Here is a 2085-nt window from a genome sequence, read left to right as displayed (position 1 = left end):
CTCTCGGCGTTGCTGGCCCGGGTCCCGCCCCACGAACGCCTGGTGGTGGTGGAGGACGCCGAGGAGCTGCGCCCGAACCACCCCCACGTGGTCCGGCTGGTCTCCCGTCCCGCGAACGTCGAGGGCGCGGGCACCGTGCTGTTGCGCGACCTCGTCCGCCAGGCGCTGCGGATGCGTCCCGACCGGCTGGTGGTCGGCGAGGTCCGCGGCGCCGAGGTCTGCGAGCTGCTCGCGGCGCTCAACACCGGGCACGACGGCGGAGCGGGCACGGTCCACGCCAACTCGCCGCGCGAGGTGCCCGCCCGCCTGGAGGCACTCGCCGCGCTCGGCGGGATGGGCCCGGGCGCGCTGCGCAGCCAGGTCGCCGCCGCGATCCAGGTCGTGCTGCACGTGCGACGACACTCCGACGGCCGGCGGGTGCTCGAGGGCGTCGGGGTCGTGCGCCGGGGTGATGCGGAGGGCCTCGTGGTGGTTCCCGCCTGGGGCCGCGAGGGCGGCTGGGCGGCCGGGCGTGCCGACCTGGGGGCGATGCTCGCCGAGCGCGGTGTCGAGGCGCCCTGGCCCACGTCCGCCGCGAGTGCTCGGCCGTCCCTGCGGGCCGGGGTCGCCTCGTTGCGCCCGGCGGTGACGGCGTGAGCGGCGCGGAGGCGCTGCCGCTCGTCCTGGCGGCCGCGGCGACGCTGGCGTGGCCTCCGGCGAGCGCCGCCGGACGGGTGCGCGCGCTGCGCCCGCGAGCCGACCACGGGCAGCGGCCAGGGGTGGCGCGCGTCCCCGTCGTCGTGCCTGCCGGGGCGGGCCTGGTACTCGCCGTCCTGGTGGCCGGGGTCGGGGGCGCGGTGGCGGTCAGCGTCCTCGGGGCGGTCCTGCTGCGGGCCCGGGCCACCCGGCGCCGGGAGCGGGCGCGGACCGAGACCGTCGCGGCGCTCGCCGAGGGCCTCGCCGCGTTCGCGGCGGAACTGCGCGCGGGGCATCCGCCGGCATCGGCCGCGGCGGCTGCCGGCCGCGACGCCGGTCCCGGGTGTCGTGGCGCGCTGACTTTGGTCGAAGCGACCGCCCGCCTGGGCGGGGACGTCCCGGCCGCGCTCCGGGACCACGCGGCCACCGATCCGCTCGCCGGCCCGCACCTGGTCCGGCTGGCCGACGCCTGGTCGCTCGCCGACCGCCACGGCATCGGCCTCGCCGGGCTCGCCGAGGCGGTCGCGGAGGATCTGCGGGCCCGCAGCCGCTTCGCGGGCCACCTGTCCGCCCAGCTCGCGGGCCCCCGGACCACCGCCGCCGTGCTCGCGGCCCTCCCGGGCATCGGGCTGGTGCTCGGCGAGCTCGTCGGCGCCCATCCGCTCGGGGTGCTCACGGGCACCGGAGTGGGTCAGGGGCTGCTGGTCGTCGGTTCGGTCCTGGTTGCCGCGGGGCTCGAGTGGAGCGCCCGCCTCACCGCGGGAGTGGTCCGATGACCGTCCTCGCCGCGGGCCTCGTGCTGCTGGCCTGCGCCGCGCTGATCGCGCCCGGCCCGGTCACCGCGCACCGCAGGCTGTGCTCCCTCCGGCCGCCCGAAGACGTCGTGGCCCCGGTGCGTCGCCGCAGGCGCGAGCGCCGGGACCCGTGGCAGGAGGCAGGCGCCTGGGACGAGCTCGCGTCGTGCCTGCGGGCCGGTCTGTCGCTGGACCGCGCGGTGCGAGCGGTCGCCGCCTCGCTCCCCGGACCCATGGCGGCCGCCCTCACCGAGGTGGCCGACCTGCTCGCGCTCGGCGCGGACCCCGCCGACGCATGGGCGCCGGCCCTCGACGAGCCGTCGACCGCGCGACTGGCCCGCGCCGCGCGCCGCTCGGCGCGCAGCGGCGCCGCCGTGGCGGACGTCGCGACGACCGTCGCCGCGGACGTGCGCACCGAGGCCGCCGAGGCGGTCTCCGCCCGTGCCGAGCGGGCGGGCGTGCTCGTCGCGGGCCCGCTCGGTCTGTGCTTCCTGCCGGCCTTCCTGGCGCTGGGGATCGCCCCGGTCGTCATCGGGCTGGCCGCCCCGCTGCTGGAGCGGACATGACCACCGCGACCCACCCCGGGCGCGGGACGAGAGGAGACGACGATGGAGAA

The 2085-nt window shown here is 79.5% G+C and carries 3 protein-coding genes; all 3 read left to right on the top strand.

Features of this window, described 5'->3' with window-relative positions; all coding sequences use genetic code 11:
- Positions 1-636, top strand: a 636-nt coding sequence (locus tag VGI02_RS06260; protein WP_331626417.1) for an ATPase, T2SS/T4P/T4SS family, incomplete at its 5' end; no start/stop codon positions are given.
- A complete protein-coding gene (locus VGI02_RS06255; protein ID WP_331626416.1) occupies positions 633-1451 on the top strand; it encodes a type II secretion system F family protein in 819 nt (272 codons plus the stop codon). The genes VGI02_RS06260 and VGI02_RS06255, both read left to right, overlap by 4 nt.
- Positions 1448-2035, top strand: coding sequence for a type II secretion system F family protein (locus VGI02_RS06250; RefSeq protein ID WP_331626415.1), 588 nt, complete (start codon positions 1448-1450; stop codon positions 2033-2035). The genes VGI02_RS06255 and VGI02_RS06250 overlap by 4 nt, the downstream gene beginning before the upstream one ends.
- Positions 2036-2085 lie beyond the last annotated feature (50 nt).

Origin of the sequence: Actinomycetospora sp., from assembly GCF_036497245.1 — a bacterium.
GTDB lineage: Bacteria > Actinomycetota > Actinomycetes > Mycobacteriales > Pseudonocardiaceae > Actinomycetospora.
This window is presented reverse-complemented; position numbering and strand designations above follow the sequence as displayed.